General features: G+C 53.8%; 25 protein-coding genes. 17 read left to right on the top strand and 8 right to left on the bottom strand.

Annotated elements, in window-relative coordinates; translation table 11 throughout:
- Positions 1–116: 116 nt before the first annotated feature.
- Together ACLCGK_RS02400 and ACLCGK_RS02395 are read right to left on the bottom strand one after the other, a co-directional pair.
- Entirely contained in the window at positions 117–461 is a 345-nt protein-coding gene (locus tag ACLCGK_RS02400; protein ID WP_056799654.1) for a hypothetical protein, read from the bottom strand.
- A 153-nt stretch (positions 462–614) separates the two neighbouring features.
- On the bottom strand, positions 615–1,619 hold the full coding sequence (locus tag ACLCGK_RS02395; protein WP_410951165.1) for a hypothetical protein: 1,005 nt from the start codon (positions 1,617–1,619) through the stop codon (positions 615–617).
- A gap of 494 nt (positions 1,620–2,113) precedes the next feature.
- Between ACLCGK_RS02395 and ACLCGK_RS02390 the strand changes: the two genes are divergently transcribed.
- The 8 genes from ACLCGK_RS02390 to ACLCGK_RS02355 all read left to right on the top strand — a co-directional run bounded on the left by ACLCGK_RS02390 (position 2,114) and on the right by ACLCGK_RS02355 (position 8,480).
- The gene (locus tag ACLCGK_RS02390) at positions 2,114–2,599 is read left to right on the top strand and encodes a hypothetical protein (RefSeq protein ID WP_410951164.1); all 486 of its coding nucleotides are present in this window, start codon (positions 2,114–2,116) and stop codon (positions 2,597–2,599) included.
- A gap of 115 nt (positions 2,600–2,714) precedes the next feature.
- On the top strand, positions 2,715–4,265 hold the full coding sequence (locus tag ACLCGK_RS02385) for a hypothetical protein (protein ID WP_410951163.1): 1,551 nt from the start codon (positions 2,715–2,717) through the stop codon (positions 4,263–4,265).
- A 120-nt stretch (positions 4,266–4,385) separates the two neighbouring features.
- A complete protein-coding gene (locus ACLCGK_RS02380) occupies positions 4,386–4,688 on the top strand; it encodes a hypothetical protein (RefSeq protein ID WP_410951162.1) in 303 nt (100 codons plus the stop codon).
- Positions 4,689–4,701: 13 nt separating this feature from the next.
- Complete coding sequence (locus ACLCGK_RS02375) at positions 4,702–5,283, top strand: hypothetical protein (RefSeq protein ID WP_410951161.1); 582 nt, start codon at positions 4,702–4,704, stop codon at positions 5,281–5,283.
- A gap of 186 nt (positions 5,284–5,469) precedes the next feature.
- Positions 5,470–6,816 (top strand): SPFH domain-containing protein, encoded by a 1,347-nt coding sequence (locus tag ACLCGK_RS02370; protein ID WP_082476834.1) that lies wholly within the window; start codon positions 5,470–5,472, stop codon positions 6,814–6,816.
- A gap of 362 nt (positions 6,817–7,178) precedes the next feature.
- Complete coding sequence (locus ACLCGK_RS02365; protein WP_410951160.1) at positions 7,179–7,847, top strand: hypothetical protein; 669 nt, start codon at positions 7,179–7,181, stop codon at positions 7,845–7,847.
- A gap of 92 nt (positions 7,848–7,939) precedes the next feature.
- Positions 7,940–8,104, top strand: coding sequence for a hypothetical protein (locus tag ACLCGK_RS02360; protein WP_410951159.1), 165 nt, complete (start codon positions 7,940–7,942; stop codon positions 8,102–8,104).
- 25 nt (positions 8,105–8,129) lie between these two features.
- Complete coding sequence (locus ACLCGK_RS02355; RefSeq protein WP_410951158.1) at positions 8,130–8,480, top strand: hypothetical protein; 351 nt, start codon at positions 8,130–8,132, stop codon at positions 8,478–8,480.
- Positions 8,481–8,585: 105 nt separating this feature from the next.
- Here the strand turns inward: ACLCGK_RS02355 and ACLCGK_RS02350 are convergent, their stop codons facing one another.
- The 3 genes from ACLCGK_RS02350 to ACLCGK_RS02340 form a co-directional block, all read right to left on the bottom strand.
- Positions 8,586–8,945 (bottom strand): hypothetical protein, encoded by a 360-nt coding sequence (locus tag ACLCGK_RS02350; RefSeq protein ID WP_410951157.1) that lies wholly within the window; start codon positions 8,943–8,945, stop codon positions 8,586–8,588.
- 5 nt (positions 8,946–8,950) lie between these two features.
- Positions 8,951–9,277 carry a hypothetical protein gene (locus ACLCGK_RS02345; protein WP_410951156.1) on the bottom strand — a complete coding sequence of 109 codons (327 nt, stop codon included), beginning with the start codon at positions 9,275–9,277 and terminating at the stop codon, positions 8,951–8,953.
- 94 nt (positions 9,278–9,371) lie between these two features.
- Positions 9,372–10,598: a hypothetical protein gene (locus ACLCGK_RS02340; RefSeq protein WP_410951155.1), complete on the bottom strand. Its 1,227-nt coding sequence runs from the start codon at positions 10,596–10,598 to the stop codon at positions 9,372–9,374.
- A 164-nt stretch (positions 10,599–10,762) separates the two neighbouring features.
- Here ACLCGK_RS02340 and ACLCGK_RS02335 point away from each other — a divergent pair, with 164 nt between their 5' ends.
- Together ACLCGK_RS02335 and ACLCGK_RS02330 are read left to right on the top strand one after the other, a co-directional pair.
- Positions 10,763–11,491, top strand: coding sequence for a prepilin peptidase (locus ACLCGK_RS02335; RefSeq protein WP_410951154.1), 729 nt, complete (start codon positions 10,763–10,765; stop codon positions 11,489–11,491).
- Between the two features lie 43 nt (positions 11,492–11,534).
- Positions 11,535–12,851 carry a type II secretion system protein gene (locus ACLCGK_RS02330; RefSeq protein WP_410951153.1) on the top strand — a complete coding sequence of 439 codons (1,317 nt, stop codon included), beginning with the start codon at positions 11,535–11,537 and terminating at the stop codon, positions 12,849–12,851.
- Positions 12,852–12,921: 70 nt separating this feature from the next.
- Here the strand turns inward: ACLCGK_RS02330 and ACLCGK_RS02325 are convergent, their stop codons facing one another.
- Positions 12,922–14,070, bottom strand: a complete 1,149-nt coding sequence (locus tag ACLCGK_RS02325) for a hypothetical protein (protein WP_410951152.1) — start codon at positions 14,068–14,070, stop codon at positions 12,922–12,924.
- Between the two features lie 106 nt (positions 14,071–14,176).
- Positions 14,177–15,109, bottom strand: a complete 933-nt coding sequence (locus ACLCGK_RS02320) for an SPFH domain-containing protein (protein WP_410951151.1) — start codon at positions 15,107–15,109, stop codon at positions 14,177–14,179.
- Positions 15,110–15,375: 266 nt separating this feature from the next.
- On the opposite strand from ACLCGK_RS02320, the gene ACLCGK_RS02315 reads away from it, so the two are divergent.
- The gene (locus ACLCGK_RS02315) at positions 15,376–16,560 is read left to right on the top strand and encodes a hypothetical protein (protein WP_410951150.1); all 1,185 of its coding nucleotides are present in this window, start codon (positions 15,376–15,378) and stop codon (positions 16,558–16,560) included.
- A gap of 53 nt (positions 16,561–16,613) precedes the next feature.
- Here ACLCGK_RS02315 and ACLCGK_RS02310 read toward each other — a convergent pair whose 3' ends face one another.
- The gene (locus ACLCGK_RS02310) at positions 16,614–17,417 is read right to left on the bottom strand and encodes a hypothetical protein (RefSeq protein WP_410951149.1); all 804 of its coding nucleotides are present in this window, start codon (positions 17,415–17,417) and stop codon (positions 16,614–16,616) included.
- A 264-nt stretch (positions 17,418–17,681) separates the two neighbouring features.
- On the opposite strand from ACLCGK_RS02310, the gene ACLCGK_RS02305 reads away from it, so the two are divergent.
- The 6 genes from ACLCGK_RS02305 to ACLCGK_RS02280 all read left to right on the top strand — a co-directional run bounded on the left by ACLCGK_RS02305 (position 17,682) and on the right by ACLCGK_RS02280 (position 21,951).
- On the top strand, positions 17,682–18,200 hold the full coding sequence (locus tag ACLCGK_RS02305) for a DUF4262 domain-containing protein (protein WP_410951148.1): 519 nt from the start codon (positions 17,682–17,684) through the stop codon (positions 18,198–18,200).
- Positions 18,201–18,304: 104 nt separating this feature from the next.
- Positions 18,305–19,345: a 3-oxoacyl-[acyl-carrier-protein] synthase III C-terminal domain-containing protein gene (locus ACLCGK_RS02300; RefSeq protein ID WP_410951147.1), complete on the top strand. Its 1,041-nt coding sequence runs from the start codon at positions 18,305–18,307 to the stop codon at positions 19,343–19,345.
- Positions 19,342–19,686: a hypothetical protein gene (locus ACLCGK_RS02295; protein ID WP_410951146.1), complete on the top strand. Its 345-nt coding sequence runs from the start codon at positions 19,342–19,344 to the stop codon at positions 19,684–19,686. The genes ACLCGK_RS02300 and ACLCGK_RS02295 overlap by 4 nt, the downstream gene beginning before the upstream one ends.
- Positions 19,687–19,910: 224 nt before the next feature.
- Positions 19,911–20,753: an NYN domain-containing protein gene (locus ACLCGK_RS02290; RefSeq protein ID WP_410951145.1), complete on the top strand. Its 843-nt coding sequence runs from the start codon at positions 19,911–19,913 to the stop codon at positions 20,751–20,753.
- A gap of 12 nt (positions 20,754–20,765) precedes the next feature.
- Positions 20,766–21,719, top strand: a complete 954-nt coding sequence (locus ACLCGK_RS02285) for an NAD-dependent epimerase/dehydratase family protein (RefSeq protein ID WP_410951144.1) — start codon at positions 20,766–20,768, stop codon at positions 21,717–21,719.
- Positions 21,712–21,951 (top strand): hypothetical protein, encoded by a 240-nt coding sequence (locus tag ACLCGK_RS02280; RefSeq protein ID WP_410951143.1) that lies wholly within the window; start codon positions 21,712–21,714, stop codon positions 21,949–21,951. The genes ACLCGK_RS02285 and ACLCGK_RS02280 overlap by 8 nt, the downstream gene beginning before the upstream one ends.
- Positions 21,952–22,016: the final 65 nt, after the last annotated feature.

The following is a 22,016-nucleotide window of genomic DNA, read 5'->3' as shown; positions in this document are numbered from 1 at the left end:
ATGCAGGCAGGGCCTGAATGGAGGGTTGTTTGCCTCAAGCGATTCCAGGTGCTTGCGCTGGCGCTCACGCAAGTCACGCTCATACGTGGCGCGGTCGATCTCGGACATTTGGCAGCCTATTGGTCGGATTGATGGGGGAACAGAACAAGTAAACCAGGTTTCGGCGCATAGGAGTCTACCGCGACGAAATAGCCTTTTCCGTCGTCGGCATTGTACTCCATCAGCATGAAATCGGAGTCGTGGCGTACCAGCAATTGACTGAGTTCAGCCCAGGAGGGGCGAATACTTCCCTGAATTTCGAACCAGGCGGTGTCAGAGCCGGCGCCGGGGAAGAGGTGGCTGGGCAGGTTGTCGTCACTCGGCGGCGTGCAGGGGCCAATCATCAGCGAAAATTCGCCAGAATGAGGCTGCGGTTGCTCCGCTGTGTCGATACCATTGCCAATTTTACTGGAAACCATCATTAACCCACTGTTTTTATTGTACTTATTGGAAAGGTTGCGGGATATAAGGTGTCTCCTGTTGCACATTAACCCGGTTAAGGTGCCGCCAGGTGCGTTTTAACTCGCCAATGACTTTCATTTGCCCGGCACCATTTGCGAACCCTGCGTTGCGGGTTAGCGATCGCATTCGGCTTGCTCTAGCGAGCGGACTGCGCTGGCAAAGGGACGCTGGGGTAGGTTCGCCCCTGTGTAAACACCTTTCTCGGAATGACCATGGGCCGTGCGCAGAATCCCGGCCATCCCACCCTGGAGAACCTCATCGGTGTCCAGCGACATCAGGTCGCTGCTGATCGTCCCGAAAGCCAGCAGGTCGGGGGTGTTCTCGTCCAGTTCTTTGCGGTGCGCTTCAAACAGCGCCAGATCTTGACGGAAGCAGTAGAGGTACACCGAGCCGAACTCCGGATCCGATTCGAGCAAGGTGTGCTCAAACACCGACCAGTACTCGGGATCACCCTTCAGGGCAAAGATGTCGCCGATCAACCGGGTCTTGTCATAGCCTGCCTGATCCCTTTGCTGGGGATTCATGTACAAGGCGGCATGACGCTCCGCCAGGTGATTGAGGACGGTGCCAGGGGGCTGATCAGTTGGGGCGATTTCGGGCGCTCCCAGGTGGATGCTGCGAAAACGCTTGAGGTCTTGATGGAAGCTGTGGGGGCTGACCTCACGTTGCATCAGGGCCTGAATGAACGCAGTTTTGTAGGGCGGATGACCCAGCCCCAGGATAATCCGCGACCACATCTGCTGCGTGTTCCGGGTGCTTTCACAGGGGCTGTTGGCCACGTATAAGGCCGCATCGCCTTCAGCGACTTGTTCAATCGTCTGGCATTCGAAATGGAGTGGATCCGAGCTGATCAGCGCGTGAAGCTGATCTGTCAGGCGCTCCTGATAACGGGCACGGAACTCCCCATAGCTGGTAACGCCATGTTGCTTGTCGACCCTGTGCAGGGTTTGGTCAAATGCCTGCCGGTAGTCCGGGTGCATTTCGTAGTTCTGGTAGAGCGACAGAACCTGCGCTGAATGATCAGCGAATCGTGGTTTCAAAAACATTTTTGCGAAAAGACTCGCGTGCAGCTCGGCGCGGTGCGCCAGGGAGCTTGGGGTAAGAGAATGTGCAGACATGATCTATCCGAAAAGACGAGTTGATCTATTTTCTAGGATAGGGGGCTGGGTGTACAGGGCTGCATCGATTAATTGCTATATTGACAGAATGGCTATGCATGGTCAAGATTCATGCTACATTCAAGTAGTGATTTCTCAGATGACCTTGCTGGGTGTCAAGCTTGGCGCGGATCGGCCAGGCTTTGGATGACCCTGCTGTTCAATACTGGAGGTGGTTTATGGATCGCTATCAAAACCTTTGTGAGTGCGTACAGCTCCAGCTGACACCTGAGGACGAACTGCGCCTCAGAACCGCACATATCAGTGTATATGAGGCTTTCGCTCGCGAGGTGGTCAACAAAGGCCTGCGTCCGCTGGTGATTGACCCAGATTGTTGCGCATGCGGCGGATCAGGCTGTGTTGAGGAGCGGCATGCTGCTTAAGGCGACGGTTTGATGCCCCATATGCAATAGCTTATATTGGCATCAGGATTACGCTTATGTTGGTTATTGAACATGAATTTGTCTGATCTAGATGCCCCGGCTGAAAATTCTCATGTCGGCGCTATGGTGGGCCTCACACTGCTCTCGTCGATGGCGCGTGGCAATGTCGATGACATCACCCAGGCCTTGATCGGCACCAGGGACTACCACCTGCGCTGCGCGCTCTACTTTGTCCTGAAGGGCGAGCGATTGCCCGAGTCTGTCCGCGACCTCATGGATGCCGAGGTGACGGTGGAGCTTGCGCGGGTGAAAGACCAGTACCGCGCTGCTTGTCTGCATGCCCTGAACCTGGTGCAGCACCAGGAGGCGAGGCAGCAACATACGGCTGACCAGCGGCGCTTTGATCAGGCCGCCGTCAAATTTCGCGCCATGAATGCGCCAGCGCCAGAGGGCACGGTGGATGAGCTGGCCAAAAGACACGGGGTGTCGAAGAGCCATGTCCGCCTGCTCAAGCGTGAGAACCGCCTGCATGAGTTGACCGGGGCAGCCTCGCAATAGCGTGCACGCGAGCAGGTTCCCGCACTGCATGAACCCGCAGGCCTGTGTGGTGCCGAGAGGTTGATTGCCCAGATAGGGCGGCTCTGCCCATAATAGGGCAATGGAGGGCCTCATCATGGCAACTAGGCAAGCAGCGATCATTTCAAACGATCACCGACTCAGGGCTAAGAAGCCGTATGTGCTTCGCTTCTATCAGCATTTCAGCCGGGCAGGTGACGATCAAATCCTGAAGGATCAAACCTTTTGGACGGAGGTCATGTTTGCCAGTCGAGAGATGCTCGACAAGGCAATGGACAAGCCTGACAGCCTCATAGAGGGCTGTCGCCAGGAACTGATTGCCTACGCCGCCGACATGCATCACCGGGGGTATGAGGTTCAGGATCTGGTGGTCAGTTTTGATGGCGTTCACGGGTTCGAGGTCGAAGCCCTGGATGCACGCCATGTCAGGATGGCTTTGCGCAAGCATGACAGCCTTGCGCTCGATCGAAAGGCTGGCAAGGTCGAGCAGCACTTGAAAAAGGCCTGGAAGGTCAGCCAGGATGCGCAATTCGGACAAGCCCTTGAGGTTTCGTTTGAGGCCTGCATGCAGAACCTTCGCCCGCGCACGGAGCACCTGAAAAATCTCCTGTGGCTCGATGAATCCAAAATCGTCAAGGAGTTCTTGCGTGTAGCCCCCATCTGGTCACAGCATGAGAAAGGCTACGGGCGCATTGAGGAGTTTTTCGGCGCGCTGCTCAAGGATGGGAAATTCGGTGCACATCGGCAATGCCTTGGCATCTGGGGCGAGCAGATTCATGCCAAGCCTGCGCGATTCTCGAAAAGCTATGACATCAATGAGCTGACGTTGAGTCCTGGGGAAATCATTCCCAATCCGCAAGTGACCGCCGCAGACAAGCCGTCTTTGCTCAACACCTACCTGGCGTTGGATCCTTGCGCATGCCTGGCAGAAGGCAGCAACCTGCTTTCCGATGCTTGGCGAGCATCGCTCCAGGACGAATCCCTGCGCAGCGCCACCGTGGTGGCACTCATGTCGGGGTACATGAGGTTTCAGACCACTATTGCCAGGCGTAGTCGCGGCCAGGATGCGGAGAACGCAGCCCCCGGCCCCATGAAATCTGCCAAGGTGTTCTTCGACCTGGTGGCAGCATCAGCAGGGATGGATTTCAGCGCACTTCTGGATGAGATTCCGGATTTTGGCACCGAGCCCTCTGAGCCTGTTCGGCGCTACTATGCCAACGAAATTGCCCTTGCTGGATCATATGGCCGCCTTGGCCTGACGATTCCTAGCGCCATCTCAACGATCACGCCAGTCTGCTACTGCGAGGAGATGCTAAGCCTGGCGCTCAAGGCCCGGTTGCTTGCCACCCCTTCGCATATCGCCTATGCGACAACCAAGTACCCGAGAGACCAGGACGAGGCCTATTTTGGCAAAGTTATCACCAACCCGCACACGAGCCTTGCCCAGGTTGTGGGGGTGGTTGACCCTAACTACATGCACAAGTCGAACTTCAGGCAGTTGGAGCAGGTGGATTTTGGGCAGGCGTACGTGGCACAAATCCCAGACAAGACGCGTCAGGAACTGATTGCCAAGGGAATGATCCCCCTTTCGCTGTTGACCCATGAAGCTGACATTGCGATGGTGCTTGAGGTGGATTTGGGGCTCTAGCGGGCGGGTGCTGGCTACCGGTGGTTTCTGTGGATTGATGAGTGGCTTGGCTTGCCAAGCACCTTCGATCATCATAGACTTTTGGTACGATTTACGTATTTATTGAGTATTAGGTGTCGCATGGACTCCCCCCGCAGCCCAAACACGGACAAACCATCGCTTATCTCCCTCATTCTCACGGATGCAGCACTCGTGCTGTTTGCCTTCTGTGCAGCCTCTTTTGCCGCCTGGCAAATCGATGCCTGGCAGAATCCGCAAGAGAATGCGCCCCATAAAATCGATTCAAGCCAGTCGAGTGATCAAAGAGTGTATTCGCAGCTTAAGGGCTCTGAGCAAACCCTAGGAATGCAAAACCGAGCATTCAACGATGATCATGCATCGGCTGGATCAGTGCTGATCGTTCAATCAAAAGACAGTCAATAGGGGCTCATGCACGATGCCGAAGACTAAAGCAAATTCCGTCAAATCGATTATTTTCCTGGTTGTGCTCACCATTTTTCTCACGTTTTTCATGCTGGCGATCGCCAACGTGAGGGACAGGGATCGGATTGTGAAGCGTGAGGCCATGGAGGTGCTTAGCATTTATCAGAAAGACCCTCAGATCCACGACCCGAAGGCGATCGAGGCGTATCACAACAAGGGCTATGGGTATGCCACAGCCCTGCTGATCAAGCGGGCTGAGCGGAAGAGTGACTTCCAGGAGCGAGATCGCCTGCTATCCGAGGCTGTCAGTCTTTTTTCCAACATCGAGCTTGCGGAACTTCTGGTTGCGCATCGTGAGTCATTCGACCCACAGAAGCGTGCAGAACTGCTGATTCAAGCTGCGAAGCTACCGCCCGGCCCTGAGGCTGACCGGTTGTTGAAGCGCGCCACCACGACCCTGCCTGAGGATGTGCAGGCGGCAATGCTGATGTGCTCGAAGTTGTTATCAAGCCGTTACGACACTGGGTATGAGACGCTCGATAAAACTCGTTTCACCTGGGATTACATCTGGCAGACGCGCTCCTGTCGAAACTGAGTTCTGAAGCACATCAAATCCGCCCTCGTGGCGGATTTTTCGTTGGTAGACCGCAATTGCCAAATTGTCAATTATTTTTCGTTGCATTAATCAATATATTGATTTATCGTTTCTCAACTGGTTTGACAGGCGCGAAATCTGCGTTAGACAAACGGGTCAAAATAATAAAAAGTCCCAGGAGGACACATGATTGAGAAAGTGCGTGGTAAATTTGGTGTGCCTGCAAAACTGGGTCTTGCCGCATTTATCGCTTTATCGTCATATTGGGTCACTTTTCACGAAGTCCTCTATTACAACGAAGCAGGCTACCAAGCCCACATCCGCACCAAGTTCGGCACTGAGAAGGTTGCTGACACCCTCGGATACACCACCAAGTGGTTTGGCAATGTAACGGCCTGGCCACGCCAGATGACGGCCCAATCCGTATCCGATCCAAACCTCTTGAAATCGGGTGGCGACATGGACGGTTTTGGCGCCTCGATGATCACCTCTTTCCCGGTGACGTTCCTTGGCGGTGTGACCGCTTCGGTTGACTCCAACGTGCGCATCATTCTGCCCACGGGTGATCAGTTCCTGCAGATCGCCCGCGATTATCGCAACCCAGAAAACTTCATTAGTCAGGCATTGACTCCAGCGCTGAAAAATACCTTACAGTCGACCGCGCAGATGATGACGGCTGATGACTACTACTCGGGTGCCCGCTCGGAATTCGCTGCGAATTTCCGCGACCAGATTTCCGATGGCATCTACCTGGTCAAGCGCACCGAGGTGCACACCCCGAACAACACCCCGAAAAAGACTGCAATCCTGCAGCTGGGTACCGATCAGGGTGAGTTTGGCGACAACACCACCACGCGCTTTGTGACTGAGAAGGTGCTGGGCAAGAATGGCCTGCCAGTTCGCCTGGAGCAGCAGTTCCGCAAGCTGGGTGTCCAGGTGGCCGAAGCCAACATCCTGAACCTGACGCCGAATGCCAACTTCATGGAGCGCATGAAGCGTCTCCAGCAGTCCCAGGCTGACCGCATGCTGGCGCGCCAGGATCGTGCCAAAGAAGAAGAGCAAAAGACCCTGGTAACTGCACGCGGTGAGCGTGAGGTGGAAGAGAACCGTCAGAACTCACTCAAGGCGCAGGTGCAGCAGACCACCGAGGCAGAGACCGCTCGCCAGCTGACCATCATCAATGCGCAGCGTGAGAAAGAGCGCGCTGAGATTGAAAAGCAGACTGCCGAGGTGACTTACGCCAAAGCCCAGGTCGAAGCCAAAACCATCAAGGAGCTGGCAGACGCCCACGCCTATGAAAAGAAGGCAGCCATTCTGGCGGACGGTGCGCTGGCGCAGAAGCTGGAAGCCTTCGTGCAGGTTAACAAGAGCTGGGCTGATGCAGCATCGCGGGCTCAGGTGCCGGGCATCATGATGGGCGGTGGCGCTTCTGGGAATGCTGGTGCTCGCCAAGGGGAGTTCAACGACTACCTGAACATCCTGGCCACCAAGGCAGCGAAGGATCTTCAGTTGGACATGTCGGTTAAGCAGTAACGCGTGTGTTCATGAAAGCCTGCTGACTTCAGCGGGCTTTTTTGTGGTTGGCTTTCACAATATAGGACTAAAGGGTTACCATAAGGGTCTATCAACCCACTCGGGCGGATGTGTGCTGATGCCGCCAAGATGTCGAGAGAAATATGGCCAATACTGCGCTGCGCAACGCTTTCCCTGCGAGCCCTGAAGATCAACAGGCTCCCATCATCAACAACGTGCAGCAGGGAGGTAATCCCTTGTGCAGCCAGGAGTCAGAGGCTCATTCAGGCCTGGGGATCGCGCTTGATCACACCAAAGCCCTGCGTGTTTCCAGGCAGCTTAAGCGTAGGCGGTAACAAAGGCGTTCCATCAGTTTCTGGAAAATGATTTTAGAAAAAATTGATGCCGCGTTGGCGTTACTGATTCTTTATGGGGTGACATTGATGAGCTTTCTAAAATCAGCGATTGGGTCAGCATTCAAGATTTTGATCGCATCTGCGATAGTGTTGATCCTGTTCATTATTGGTGCAAGGCTTGCAATCAGCTACATGATTCATGAGGCCAAGCAGCGCTGGAACGATGCAGCTGCATTTACTCACCTGTATGGCAAGAAAGCGGGGGATCCTACACTGGATGCCCTGATGGCCAGGCACCTGGCCGGTGACACGGCGGCCACCCAGACGCTGATGAATAAGGCGTTGGCCGAAGGTCGTATGACCCAGCGCATGACCTTGTTTTGGGAAGCTGTTGAGCGCGCCCCCGATCCACAGCTGTATGATTTGCTGGCAAAGCACCAAAAGTGGTTCCACGAGCCTGATCCGCTCGCGCTGATGGAGCCGTCTGCAAAGAAGGCCTTTTTGAAGACCCTGGGCGTCGTGAAGGCAGCGGCCCTTCCGACCATTGCGCCGGCTGTTCGCGACTCGCTGAGCGCGTGTTATGAGCGCTTTGAAGCCAGGTATGGGAGTGCTGCTGGTGGTTTTCTGCGCGCCTATGATAACTACAGATCCAAGCGCAGCTGTGCAATCGAACTACATGCCGGAAGGAGTGAATAGATGGACAGCCATTAAGAGGCGGCAAAGTTGGCACCCGATGGCCTGCGTGGTTTCGCACGAATACTGCTTGAGATGCGGTTTCGGCCAGGCCCATGAATTGGTTTGAGCAGCACCGAGAGCTCATCTATCGGCTGGCTGATGCTATGCGTAACGTGCCCCAGGCGCTTGAGGTCATTGCTGCGAATAAGGGGCATAACAAGTGGGCGATTGAAGAGCCCAAGCAGATCCCTGAGATTTCAGAAAAAAATATTATTTAAAACCAGAGAAGACAGGTTTGCCACAATGTCAAAATATCTTGAGTTCCAGAAAGCAGAAGCTGCCATGAAAGAAGCAGCGGCTCACCTCGAAAAATACAAGGAAGATCCGCAGGTTCAGCGCTTGGTCGAATTCAAAAAAATGGCTGAGGCGTTGGTCGAAGAGTACGGCGTTACCAAGGCCGACTTGCTGGCTGTGATGGGTGCGGCCCCAGTTGAGCCTGAGGTACGCGAAAGAAAGCAGATCCATCGCGTGATGCGCCGCTGGACGAACCCAGAGACTGGTGAAGTTTACGAGGCGAAAAACCCAGCTGGTAAAGCCAAGCTGTGGATCGAGCAATTCGGCGTCGATAACGTCAAGGTAGAGAACCTGGAGTAAACCCAGCACAAAAGAAAAATCGGCCTACGATTACATCTTGCCAGTATCCGCCTGGAGTCATTACTGGCAAAGAATCCAGGCACACCCTAAGGGGCGGCAGGTGGCTCAGTCGATGATGAGCGGCTTGATGTCATCCCAATCATCCGGGGAGGCATCGCCAAAGTGAAACGCCATACGCATCCCCACCGTGGGGGCGCCGCGCTTCATCAGGAGCGCCGACGCGCCTGCGCACATGCGCTCCTCCCCAGAAGGGGCGTAAGTGTAATCACCGTCTTCAGTCTCCAGCTCTTCGCCAGTTGCCGTCTTGTGGCAAGGGAAGGGGTGGTGATCGTTGCTCAATAGGTCGTCAATGATGCCCTGTAGACGACCTTCGCGCAGTTCGATAGCGCCTTTGAGGAGAAACGGACAATTGGCACAAGGCTTCTTGAGCTTGAAGTAGTCCCTGATTGACTGTACCTGTTTCATGCCTTCTATTCCTGAAAGTAGCCGCGTTCTCGAATGCCCTGGCGCAGTTTGTCATAAAACGCGGTGGCTTGCTCGTCACTGTCACCGTTGGCGGGCCACTGGGCGGTCGAGTCGTCGGTCAGCACCTGGGCAAAGCTGGTCAGCAAGTCTTCCCGTTCTAGGGTGTCGATGGCCCCAGATGCGCACGACTCGATGTGCTTGATGGTGTTGCGCAGTTTGCGTTGGGTGAGATTGGCCCGACATTCCAGCCAGAGAATTTGCGCCTGATCTTCTTCCAGTTCCACGCGCATGGCCCGTTTAGCCAGCTTCCGTACCGCATTTACGCCTGACATAAAAACTCCTTGAGTCAAGGTGAGCATTAGCCTAACCATGGCAAAGCATGAGTCAGACTATAATTACCATTATGGTAATTTGTCAATGCCATCACTAGAGCCCCAGGTCGATCTCAAGGCATTCTGCTATCAATTTTGGATGGTGCGCGACACATTTTGGCAAGTAAGGTGTTTTTAAGAGATCTGAGCGCACCCAGGCTTTGTGGCCTTCACGCTCCAGGAGATGCTGACAGACAGCAGTGATTTTATTTAAAGTGCACGCATGGATGCCTTGTGGGTCAGATTTTGTGTGCTTGAGAGACCCCTCTACGGCATGAATAATTTCGTTTGTCCGCCAACTGGCGGTGTCATCGACATTCAGGGCACTGATAATTTGATCTGCGGACACCACAGGGCTTTCCATCACCGCGCATAGCGCTCTACCCCATGCCCGACCGGCGTACGTATTGCGCTTCTCGCTGGTGGCTTTGGTGCGGAGGTGTTCGATCAAATCCTCATCTTTGGCAGGGTAGTTGGCGAGTCCAAGGGCCCGGACACGAACGAAGAACCGTGGGTCATCATGTTCATTGGCATGGTGCTGCACAAGTGTCCGCACACTCTGCTCCGGGAGCCCTTCCGCAAACGCCTCAATGGTTTCCAGGGGTAGGGAATGCTCTTTGTTATAACTGGTGAGTTTTCTGTGAATGGCTGCCAGTAGTTCGTGGTGCTCACGCAACAGATCCAGTACCTGTCGAGGCAATTCACGACTGAATGCCTTGGGCGGCCTATGGTATTCGCCATCTACATAGATGTTTTCTGGCTTCATGTATTCCCTCAGAAGCCAGATGATCGAGCGCTTTTCACACATGTTAACTATCTCATGGCGATCCCCGTGCGATAGCAACGCTTTAAGCGCAATGGTAAAGGCTTTTGGGAAGCCGTGAGCGCAGAAGTGGTCGGCGAGCACTACAAAACGGGACGGCACCATGAAATTTTTCTTTAGATGCTGAGTGAGCAGTTCCGAGTGGATTTCATCGGTGCTTTTTTTCGAATACATTTCGGATTGTGCAGGGGTCATGTGTTCGATGATTTCACTGAAAACCTCTGGCGCAATAACGCCAGAAAGCCTGCGCGCAATGAGTTGATCGAACTGAATGGCGCGATACATGTCCTCTGAGAGCTTCGTGGACACGTTGAGGTGGCCATGCTCTAACGCCTGGATCATGCAATCCCTGTACATAAAAAACGCGTCTCGCACCTCGGCTGGGTTGTTGTTCTCTATTGCCGATTTGATTGCGGTGATTACGGTGCCGCTGTAATGATGGCAGTCATTGAGGTTCATCAGTGGGCGTCTCATTCAGTGTGTCCAGGCATAGGTGCATTATAGGCACAGCAATACCCACATTGCCCAGCACCCAGCCGACCATGAAAGAGGGATATGAATATTGTATTACAATTGGTTTATAGATAGAATGACATTCTGTTTTCTAGTTTTTTGGATAGCGTATGTCGTCGTTACTGGATGCCGCATGCATGCTTTTGGCAGGGGCATTGGCTGGTGGTGTTTTGAATGTATTGGCTTGTATCCTTCCCCGGCGTATCAAGGAAAGTGCGCTCACTGAAGCCAAGGAGGTGCTGCACCTATCGGCGAACCAAGATGATGTGAACCGCGAACCCTGTATTTCCATCTGGCGGGTGTTTCGGGGAAACCCCTTTACGATTGCGATCTGCGCCAGTATAGCTTTTGGCATATGTCTGTCGCAGGGACTTAGTCTCTGGAGCGTGGCCTGCATTATATTTGGTTGGGTGGCCGTGCTGGTTTCTAAAATTGACCACAAGCATGGTTTGATTCCCGATGAAATTACACTCCCGCTGATTTGGGTTGGCCTGATGCTTGGTTATTTTGAGGTGATCACTGATATAGAATCCGCCCTATGGGGTGCGATAGCGGGTTACCTTTCATTATGGATTCTCTACAAGGCGCATCTCAAAATTACGGGGGTGGAAGGGATGGGTCATGGAGACTTCAAACTTTTGGCGTTGATGGGTAGTTGGGGTGGGTGGCAGATTTTACCACTGACTATATTTTATGCAAGCCTGCTTCTCTTTGCAGTAATGCTCCTGTATTTGAGTACCATTAGTCCAAAAGACTTCGATGCACGCGGAGGAGTCGCATTGGGGCCTTACTTGGCAATTGGAGGGTGGGTTTCGCTTCTTCAAGGTGGTGGAATCTAAGAACCCTGTTCAAAATGTGCATTAATAAATATGGAATTAATTAATGAAGAAGATAAAAGGAGTTACGCTCCTTGAGTTGATGCTTGTCGCAGGTATCATTGCCATTGGCACACTGATGTCGCTTTGGAATAAGCAGGCTGACCTCGAACAACAGCGAAGTCGTCAGGTCGGATTGATTTTGTCGCAGTATAACAACGCTGTGCGGAACTATCTGGCCAAGCATTCAGATACCCCATCTGGAATAAAAATTGGGTCTACATGGTTAAAGAACACAAGTTGTGGCGGCCCATTCGCCACCAATGCTGAATATCTACCATGTAGTTTCCCCGACGCCTCCACCGCAAGTCCCATTAAATTTGGTCAATTGAGTTTGACTACAGTGATCCAGGCTACGGGTACATCCCCGAATCGTAGGGTGTCTGCCACCACCACCACCACACCTTTCAAAATACTCAAGAATCGTGACTTGCAGGTCAGGTCGGATTTGTCGGGTATTGCAGCAATGACTGCTGCCGCTGGTAGTGGCATTAATTACGATCAGAGTGCTGCAGCCACCGCCGTTACTAGTGATGCAAGTTACAGCTCGAATCCTATAACGGCCCAGATCACTATGGTGGCCAGCAACAGTGCGGATAACGACATCTGGCTGCGGACTGACGGGGGGAATCAGATGCACGCTCCTTTGCGTTTCGATAGCGCTATCGATGGAAACCGGGAAATTATTGGCGTGAGCCGAATTCAGAACCTGAGCGCGCAGATCCTTCACCTTGGGTCACCTTCGGGGGTTGCAGCGGCTTCGGGCGCAGGTCTAATCGTCGATACAGATAGCGAGATCATCGGCAACCTCAGAATTAGAAAGGCACTAAAGGTTGACAATGGAGCTTCGGTAACTGGATCTGTTTCTGCCACGGCCAACGTGGTTGCGCAGCAGAATGTCGTTGCTGGGCAAGCGTCATCGGCACAGATTTTTTATGACGCCAACAACAGCAGTTATTACCTTGACCCTGACAAGGTATCAAATCTCAATTCATTGGCGGCAAATTACATTAGCTCAAAAGGACGCTTACGAACAGATGAGTACTTGGAGCTTGGAGGGGTTGCTACTCCTGGTAAAGGTTGCTCACCGAATGGATTGCTGGGAAGAACTCCGGATGGCAAACCCCTCTCTTGCGAATCAGGAACCTGGAGGCGTCTTGAGGGAGTTTTAGATGGGCCATATCAAGTTTCTGGCACCTACCTCGGAAACTGGAAGCTCTGCACTCTAAACTACACGAGTGGTAACTCAAAACAGGTATACTACGACGGATCACAATGGATATGGAAAGGCAGTGGCACACAACTGATATATTGCTATAAATGAAGAAGTGGTACGACCAGTGTCATATTCCTATTCATGGCTCGCTCATGCATAAGGATGGTGCTGTTCTCTTTTAGAGGCCAAGATCGACGCAGAGCATTGTTTCATGCAACATGGGAATGTCCAAGATGCTGTCCCGCTCCAGCCCATCTATGCTTAACAGTGCTTGCGGATAACCAGGAGGGATTCGGCTCATGGCGCAGACGGAAAGAATCAAGGCGCGAATCTTCTCGTTTTGCAGTTCGTTGCGCTGTGCAATTGCGATCGCCTTGCAGGTCTGAGCTAATGCTTCCATCCAAGGCTTGAAGATGCCAGCTAGATATTTCAGGAAGTCAGTAAATTGCGCCATATCTATGTGGTTGCTGCACAGGGCATAAACCGCAGCACAGACATTGGTTTCCGTGGTGTATTGAAGCTTTATCTTGAGGGTTGAAAGCATGGGGCGGAAGCCCATTGCCTCAAGATCAATCAGGCTCCATGGCTGAGCGGAATTGAACATCCATGCTGGCGCCATCGCATTTACGACATCGTGTGCTCCCGCCTGATGCAGTTGCTTCAGGATATTCAGGTTCAGCGATTTTTGTTCTGAATAGGCACTTTTAGAACGCTCACTCACTTGGATAAGCAACGCTTGATTGTCAGCAAGGATCTTTAGAAGTGACGTTGGGATCTTTTTCCCAGATGGGTAATCTCTACCAAACTCGTTGATATATTGTACCAGGGGTGTGGCACTCCCCTTCGCGATGAACTCCGGTGTGACGGTTGAGAAAAATCTTGTCAGGATTACAGCGAGAGCCTTATGGCTGGCGCGATAACTCAGATCCGAGATAATGTGAAGCAACGCGTTACATTGGGGATCGTCGTGCTCGACCAGTGCTTCAATCAGCATCAAGTCAATTTCAAGCCGTGTGATGGTTTTGTCCAGGCTTCGGATCACAGAAGTTGTGGGTGGAAACAAGTTGAGACATAGACGGAAAAGTGGCTCGGAAATCCGTGCTAGTCGAAAGTCCTGAATTACCTGCTCGATCTTGAACGCATGCCACATCGTCGATGTCAGGGATGAGGCCAACATGAAGCGACCTGTCTTTGCAGCGTGACAGGTTGCCTTAGAGAACTGGCTCCGGGCTCTCTGAGCCATCTCAAGATCATTTCTCTTGAGCGCTTGTTGGAATGAGCACCGAGCATTGGCCACGTCCCGCTCAAGCTCGCTTGATCGAATCATCACAGGCACTCCCTTGGTACTAGTAACATTGGCTTTTTGGAATAGTAGTGCAAAACAAAAAGCCCCGGAAGTTCAAGTCTACCAGGGCCTAGTGGATTTCACGCAATTAGCTGAGAGGCAAGGTCACCTGGGCGCCACGCTCGCTGACCATTACAGTGAGCAGGTTGGCCGCCAGATCAGCCTTGGTTTTTTCATCCATTTTGATCGATTCTTGACCGTTTGTGGTGGATTCCATGGACTTGATGGCATCTTTAACCACGGTGACAGTGGATGCCACCAAGATCTTGCGCGAATCCATCAGGGCGCTGGCCTGCTGGCGCTGCAGCATCACGCCTGCAATTTCCGGTGCATAGGACAGATTGGTGAAGTTGGCGTCGAGCACTTCCATCCCGATCTTGCTGACGATCAGCTGGATTTCTTCTTTGAAGCGAGCAGAGATCTCTTCCGAATCATCCCGCAAGCAGACGTCACCCTTTTCATTCGCGTCATGACTGCCACTGATGTCGTAGGCATACAGGGAGACAGTTTTGCGCAGTACACGGTCGATTGCGTTCATGACCAGAGCTTCGGTGTCATCCGCGTTGAACGTGTAAGCCTCAGGGTCAACAACCTGGGTGCTGACCACGGCTGCCGCCATGATGGGAGAGCCTGTCTTGTCATTGACTTTGATCTGCTCAGACTCAAAGTTTTCGATCTTCAAGCTAACCTTGCGGGTACTGGCTAGCGGGTTGATCCAGAAGAAGCCATTGTCCATCATGACTCCCGAGAATTTGCCGAAAAAGAGCAGTACCCTGGCTTCTTTAGGTTCAATAATCGCAAAACCCATGGTCATGAAGACGTTGAAGAAAATCAATGGAATGATCATCCAGTCGAAGATGTCGCCGTTGAGGATTCTTGTCGAATTGCCATAGCTGGCCGGTTGAGTGATGACATGTGGGAGCCAGCATGCCATCGCGAGGTTGGCAAGGATGATCAGGATGGCAACAGCACCGGGCAAAATGGTCACCTGCGGTTTTTGAATGGACTGACTGATGGACATGGACAAGATCCTTGGCTGGGTAAGTATCGACGTGCATTTAAACATATATTGATTGTGGGTCAAGCGGATTTTGTCAGTGAATCCCCCCCCTGGATTTTCAGGATGCCCCACACGGCAGCGACCAGAAGCTTTTGTGTGCAAAAAAACTGTGGGAGAAGCTGCCTGTTGGTGTTTCATGCCTGCAGACAACGGGCCGCTAATAATAATTGATAGCGTGGCTTCGGCGGCACCATAATGAGGAAAACGAACACATAGGATAAGCAGGCATGACCACCCTTGAAAACAAATCCGAACTGCAGTTGCTGATCCAGAATCCGGGTTTTCAGGCGCTGCTGGAAATCGACTCATCAGAAGCGTTTCTGCAGCGAGCGCTTGAACATCCCAATCAGCAGTTTGAGTACTATGCGGGCAAATGGGATGAGGAGGGGGCGGGCGTAAAGCTGTTCCAAACCCCCATGCGTGGCAACAATTGCGGGGCCGCCTATGGCACCTGGTTGAATGTCGCCAAGCTGTATGGGAGCCCTGATTTACCGTATCGGGTTCAGGCGGCGGAATACGTCCCGTGGGGTGTTGAGGTTGATCTGGAGAACATCGGGGATTTCAAGACCCTGGGTGAGGCTCTGGATTGTGCCTTCGCGGTGCACGAACATGGCAGTATTGAACTCGATGTCAGGGGCTTTGACGCCGAAGGTCGGTATGGTAAGGGCGACCCGAGGATCGACCTGGCCGCTGGTGATACGCTGAGTGTTGAGGCACTGGCGGTCAACGCCATGCTGGAAGGCCTAGCCGAACGGCGCCAGGAGCACTTGGCAATCGAACGTGAGAAAGCTCAAGTCCGACAAATGCGCTATGACGTGCCGGTGGATTTTAACCATGCGCCAGCCCTGCTCGGGCTTATCAAAGAGAAGCTGAAGCAGGCTGACCTTGGGGAAGCCTACTCGACGCATATCGAGCTGACTGCTTCGATCAACAAGCACCTGTTCGCCGATCAGGGCCATCTGTTCACCTGCTACAACAATGATTTGAGGCGGCACCAGGTCGAGCCTGATGGCGCCACATTCGTGGCGATCGAGGTAGGCCAGGATCTTCGTTACTACAACGTCGATGGCATGTTTGAGACTTGGGAGAAAGCTGAAGCCTCGCTGGTTGCGCATCTGACCGAGATTTACAAGCCGCAATTCCAAGATCTGGGGGATGGTGGGCCAAAATTGTCCTTTTGCCACTTGGAAATTTATGGGGCTGACGGGGAGGATCATGAAGTCTATCTGGATGACAACACCCTTCAGCCGATCACGGATGTGCCCGTGTTACCCGAAGTCGATGACCTGGATCCGGAGGTGCCTGAGGAAGTCGTTGCCGACCGCATCGTAAAGGCCGTCGTTCATGAATACAAAATCGCCAGGGAGAAGCGTCTGCAGCAGGCCTTGCGCGACGAAGGTCTGTCGCTGTAATCCCGCTTGCTCAGTCGTAAGACATGAGCGGCGCCAGCCTGGCGCCGCTTACCTCAGTCTTCCTTTGGGTTGTAGACCCTGAAGCCAGTGACCGCCCCCAAGTCGACCTTCAAGATCGAAAAAATGTTTTGCAGGGGTACCTGCATGCCGTAATCGCTCAAGTTAGTTCGGTATTCGTTGCCAGAAGCGCCACCAGACGACGTAAGGGTGTAAGTTCCCAGTACATTCCCTGAAGGCCCAAGGAGGTCAATATGCGAATAGCGTCTACTCCATCCCAATGCGAGTTGATAGTCTGAGGTGGCGGAAACATTAAGTGTTGCCACCAACTTTCCAGGTTGCCATGAGTATTGTTCGAACGAAACTCCTGCGGCTTTTAAGCCAGGAAGGGCAATCGTGGCGGCGGTACCGACCCAGCCTTGCCTGGCTCCCCAGTAGTATGTTCCATACCAATCGAGGTACTTGGCAACCATTTTGCCCGTGAAGTCACCGTAAACGCTGCGGTTTTTGTAAAACGGGTCAGCGACCTGGAATTCGTCATAAGGTGGTGCGGTTTCCCGCAAAATGCCAGTCTTGGTGCTTCTTTCCAGAGGCCTGACCTCTCGGGCTTGCGTGACGCCACAGGTGCCGGTTTGGTTGACCTGTACTGTGTACGCTACCGATGAGCTGGGAGGATCCCAGGAGCATCCGGTGCGCACATCCCTCCACGACCCTCGCATCGTGGCATCAATCCAGCGCTCAGGCGCAGCCTCTGGAATAGGGGCGTTTATGCGGATCTCGTTACTCGCCTGGGTCGAAAATGGAGCGAAAGTCAGCAAACCGAAGGCCAGAGACATGAAAAGTGAAGATTTTTTGTTCACAACGCACCCCGTGGTTTTTGCGTTTCATCTCCATGTTAATTTATTATGCCGCTTCAAATAAAGCCTCTGCCTGGCTCAATTAACGAGTTAAGAGTTCTGACCTAGAATTATTAGAAATATTGGAGCTCCCTTATGGTTATATATGGTTTCATTGAATTGCAATGTTAACTTTATTGGCACTGTCTGGGGAGATGCGAAGCGGTTTGCCCGAGGGGGCTTGGGGTTGTACAATCGCTACAAGAACCATTTTCAGGAAAGAGCTCCATGAGCCGCAGCCCAGACGACATTCCAGGTCTGATTCAACAGGCCATCACTCAAAACATCGAGAAATATGGGCTGCATGTGCAGTACGTGTTTGCCTCTGAGGATACCCCGTCCTTCATCTACACGATCGGCATGACCGACATCGGTGCGCCCGAGTTGTTGATGTTCAGCCTACCACCGCAGGCTGTGTACGAGGCTATTGGCCAGCTGTACCAAGAGATGAGGATGGGGCAACGCCCGAAGGATGCCGACAGAATAACGGATCTGTGGTCTGTGCCGATGATCCTGGAAAGCGTCGACAGTGAGGATGCGGCTCAGTACACCCTCCAGGCCGAGGCGTACTACCATGGAAAAGGGCTCAAACCCGTCTACAAGCAGATGGTATGGCCGGACACCCATGGCAAATACCCGCACCAGTATGGCTTTGACAAAACCCTCAGGGCGTCTCAACCCTACCTTGGCAAGCGCCATCCCCGTCTGGATGATGACTGTGGGGTGGAGTATTTCTCCCGCCACTGATTGCATAAGGTTAATTCGAGTTATGCGCAAATTGACTTGAATTAATCTTTGTTTATAATCCGGTCATCTGGGGCAACGGCCCCACTTGACCTGGATAATGCCCCATGAAACTGATTGCCAGCGCAATCGAGCTGCCGTACCGTTGCGTCACCTCCGCCGAACTGGACACCCTGTCCGGACTGCCCAAAGGCCAAACTGAAGTCAGCTTCCTGATCAAGCAGCGCTACTACGCCGACCCCCAAGGCGGTGAGACCGCCGATTACCTGGGCGCCAGCGCACTCAAGCAAGCGCTGGCTGAAGGGGATCTGTCAATTGAGGACGTGGACTGTCTGATCGCTGCCAGCGCCACCTCAGCCCAGGCCATCCCGTACAACGCCGCCAGCATCTATCGGCACATGGGTTCCGATCGGCGCCTCCATACCTTTGATGTCGGCATGACCTGCCTGTCCTTCCTGCAGGCCCTGGACGTGGCCAACCTGTACCTGAGCAGCGGGCGGTACCGCCGCGTGGCCATTGTCAGCGCTGATCTGGCCTCGGTGGGACTCAATCACGCATACCCTGAAGCATCAGCGATCTTCGGCGATGGGGCGGCGGCCTACATTTTCGAGGCGGTGAATGCTTTCAGTTTGGGTCGCAGTCGCGAGGATACAGACAAGCTGGTATTTGGTGTCAAAAGCACCTGCTTTGAAACTGTCCATCAGGCCTATGATTTCTGCGAGATCCGGGCGGGCGGCAGTAGTCGTCACATCAGTCAAGTGCAGGGCGCTGAGGAGCTTGAGCAGTTCCGCCTGGACAACGCATTCAAAATGGACGGCAAGCGCCTTTACCGCCACGTTCTCAGGGATTTCAGACCTTACGTTGACCGGCACCTGGCGCAGCTGGGGATGACCATGGACGATATCAGCCTGGTGATTCCGCACCAAGCCAGTGGTCATGGCCTCATGCACGTCCAGCGCTTGCTGGAGGTCGAGGATGAGCGCTTCTTCAATGTGTTCAGCCAGTATGGCAACCAGGTGGCGGCCTCCATCCCGTGTGCGCTGCACCTGGCCAGGGTGGCGGGGCGCTACAAGGCGGGTGACACCTTGCTGCTCCTAGGAACCTCTGCTGGGATGTCGTATGGCAGTGTGGTGGTGGAAATACGATGACGTTCCAAAGATTCGAATTGGTCTTCTGGTGTCGTGCGCTGATGATTGGCTGCAAGGCTTTTTTACGGGGTGACTTGCTGGATAAGCCCGCACACCCGCTGAAACGGATCATTTTTGGCATGTGGTTCTGCGTTAATGCGCTCGCCTGGCAGATTTTCGTTCCATGGCTCTTTTGCATCCCGTTTCTAGGGATCTTCTTTCGCCCAGGAGATCCGCTCACCCATGCTTCAATGGTTCTTCTGGCGTTGCTAGCTTTGGGTGTTGCCGCATGGGGAGTTCGTCTGAGCTGCGCAATCCTAAGCGAACATGGAAAATCGGTGCTGAAGCAGGGAAATTCTTGAGCAAAAGTCCATTCCAGGTATTGCACGCTGCCACATCAAGCGTTGCAGGATTTACTATCCCCGTTGTGCCTGATGGCTCCATCGCTTTTTTGATAAATTGACATCCCTGCACAGGCATGTAGACTCACTGGCATGAGGCCCTGGAGGTTGATCAGGGTGAAATCGGGTTGCTTGGACGACCCAAAGTCCTCGATTGCGAGGGTCACAATCTTGAAGGTGCGCTCATGCAGAACCCAGCCGGTGATGGTGGAAAGAAGCTGGCGGTACTGATCGACGCCGACAATGTGTCGGCTGCCGCCATTGATGCCATGCTCAATAAAATTGCCACGCTCGGTTACCCGTGCGTCAAGCGCATGTATGGTGATTGGACGTCGCCTGGCCTGACGGCCTGGAAAAAAGTCATGCGCAAGCATGCACTGCAACCCATCCAGCAATTCGCCTTCACCAAAGGCAAGAACTCCACTGATGGCGCGATGATGATCGATGCCATGGATCTGATGTACACCCAGCGCTTCGACGGATTCTGCATCTGCTCCAGTGACAGTGATTTCACCCGCCTGGCCATTCGACTGCGTGAGCAGGGGCTGGCGGTGTATGGTTTCGGTGAGCGCAAGACCCCGGATTCCTTTGTCTCGGCCTGCACGCAGTTCACCTTTATCGAGCCGTCCAAGGTTGGCGATGATTCGGCGAGTCCTGCAGAGTCAAAGGCGAGCACCACCGAGGGGGATAGCCCAGCAAAGCCGACAGCCAGCGCCATGCCAGCCCTACAGTCAGCAACTGCTGCCAAGCCTCGCCCCGTCACAGCAGGGGCCAAGCGGGCCATCCGTGATGCGATTGAGGCAGGCAAGGATAAAACAGGCTGGTGCAATGGCGCGACCCTGGGCGGGAAAGTGAATGCCCAGGTCTTCGGCTGCAAGAAATTGATGAACCTCATCGAGCGCTTCCCTGACCATTTCGAGGTCGAGTGGCGCTACGTCACGGGGGATAGTGGCAACCGCTCGATGTACGTGCGCAACAAGCCCGTCATTCAATCCGTCGAGACACACTGTGCCTCTGCCCTTCACTGATAGGAACAAGCCATGCTGTTGGTCACAGGCGGTACCGGATTTTTAGGGCGCAACTTCTTGGAGCAGACTCAGGAGCCGTGCATTTTCACAGGCCGAGATCGGACAAAAGGCGAGGAGATTGCCCGTGCCACTGGCCATCGCTTCATCCCGATCGACCTGACGCGCAGCACGTTGAACGAGGTTGAGGATCTGGGGCCCATTACTGGGATTGTGCACAGCGCGGCTTTGTCGTCCCCCTGGGGCACCTACGACAACTTCTTCATCAACAACTACCTGGTTACCCGGTTATTGCTTAACTTCGCCCTCAAGCAGGGGGTTGAGCGGTTCGTGCACATATCGACGCCGAGTTTGTATTTCGACTTCAAGGATCGCACCATGATTCCTGAGTCGTTCAGGCCTGACCGTCCCGTGAACCACTATGCGGCGACCAAGGAACTGGCGGAGGCAGAAGTCTTGCGCGAGTCCGCCAAGCTGCACACCACCGTGCTACGCCCCAGGGGCATTTTCGGCAAGCACGACACGACCATTTTCCCACGCCTGGTGACGCTGGGCGACAGGGGCGGCATCCCGCTCGCCCGCAAGGGTCAGGCGGTGGTCGACATCACCCATGTAGACAATGTGGTGCACGCCATTGAGCTGGCACTCAAGGGTCAGCATAAGTCTGGAAACGCCTACAACGTCACCAATGGCGAGCCGATGGCGGTCATTGACCTGATTAACCAACTTTCGCTGGTGCTGGGCCGTCAGATGAAAGTCGTGCACGTGCCTGGGAAGCTCATGGGGGCGATTTCGAGGGCGCTTGAGCTTGCGGGCAAGGTCACGGGGCGCGAGCCTGGCTTGACCCGTTATACGGCAGCTCTGCTGCGATATGACCAGACGCTGGACATTACCCGCGCCAAGGGCGAGCTCAATTACCAGCCTATTCGCAGCATCCAGGATGGGCTTAAGGACTATGCGCATGTCTGAACCCACTGCAGCAATCCAATCGATCGCACAGCGCCGGCATGACTGGCTTGCTGAACGTGGCCGCTGGGCCAGTGTGTCCGTGGATTTTGGCCCTGGCGGCTATTACCAGAAGCACCGGGTGGTGTGGCATGTGCCAGGCGCGTGGCTGACTGAAGAGGGTCAGTCGTTTGAAGAGGCGGTCGACAGGGCGATGAAGCGGGATGCGGCGCATGGCGCCAATGATTCGGCTTGAGGTCTGGGTGAACCACTTCTGGGTACTGGCCCCATGATTTTCTCAGTGGGTATGCTGGTAAAAAA

Source organism: Pseudomonas sp. S1(2024) (assembly GCF_046557535.1).
This window is presented reverse-complemented; position numbering and strand designations above follow the sequence as displayed.